The organism is Mesorhizobium sp. M4B.F.Ca.ET.089.01.1.1, assembly GCF_004022605.1.
Taxonomy (GTDB): domain Bacteria; phylum Pseudomonadota; class Alphaproteobacteria; order Rhizobiales; family Rhizobiaceae; genus Mesorhizobium; species Mesorhizobium abyssinicae.
The window spans coordinates 1-1,004 of record NZ_RZOS01000925.1 but is presented as its reverse complement, the minus strand read 5'-3'; the positions used below and the strand labels follow the sequence as shown (position 1 = coordinate 1,004).

Below are 1,004 nucleotides of genomic sequence, written 5' to 3'. Positions count from 1 at the left end.
GGCCAAAACCGCCCGATGTGACATGGCCGGCAGGACTGCCGTCGGCGTCGAACAGGGCAGCGCCCGCACGCACCGGCTGGCGGCCCTCCGGCTTCAGCCCGACACGTTTCTGCGCCGGGCCGCGCTCCAGGATGGCGCGCAGCGCATCGGCGCCGATGAAGGTGCCGGTCGCGCGGATGTCCTTGGGGATGGCCCACATCAGGCCGGCGCTGGCCGGGTCGAATTCCTCGGTGATGTCCTGGCCGTGCAGGCAGAGCCCCGCTTCCAGCCGCAGACTGTCGCGAGCGGCAAGGCCGATCCACGCGACGCGCTCGTCCTTGAGCAATGTCGCGACCAGAGCCCGCGCATCCGCTTCCGGCAGACCGATCTCGAAGCCGTCCTCGCCGGTGTAGCCGGAACGGCTCATGAACCAGTTTTGGCGCGGCTCGATGCCGTGCATGAACAGCAGCGAGCCGGTCTCGATGCCGGCGCGGGCGAGGGCGGCCCAGGCCTCGGGACCCTGGATGGCGAGGAAGACGCGGTCGAGCGCATCCACCTTTGCCTCGAAATCCCCGGCCAGCGCCCGCAGATGCTTCTCGTCGACGGCTGCGTTGCCGGCATTGGCGACGACCATGAAGCGGTCGTCGCCAAGCCTGGTGATGATGAGGTCGTCGATGATGCCGGCGGCCTCGTTGAGGAAGAAGGTGTATTTCGATTGGGAAATCTCAAGCGCGCCGGCATCGAGCGCGCAGGCGCGGTTGAGCAAGGCAATCGCGCCCGGGCCGCTAACCAGGAACAGCTTCATGTGCGAAATGTCGAACAGGCCGGCATGCTCGCGGGTGTGAAGGTGCTCCTTCATCACCCCGGCAGGATAGGTGAGCGGCATCGACCAGCCGGCGAACGCGCCAAAGCGCGCGCCAGCAGCTGTATGCAGATCCTCGAGGGGTAGGTGTTTGGTTTCGTCGCCCGTCATGTCATCTCCAGAGTCGCACGCAATCGGCCGCTGATGGCGACCAGTCCGTGCC

The 1,004-nt window shown here is 67.1% G+C and carries 1 protein-coding gene; it reads right to left on the bottom strand.

The annotated features are described in order from the left end of the window. Nucleotides 1–952 (bottom strand): glycine cleavage system aminomethyltransferase GcvT (gene gcvT / locus EN780_RS35075; protein WP_128276529.1); only part of this gene is annotated, 952 nt, incomplete at its 3' end. Nucleotides 953–1,004: the final 52 nt, after the last annotated feature.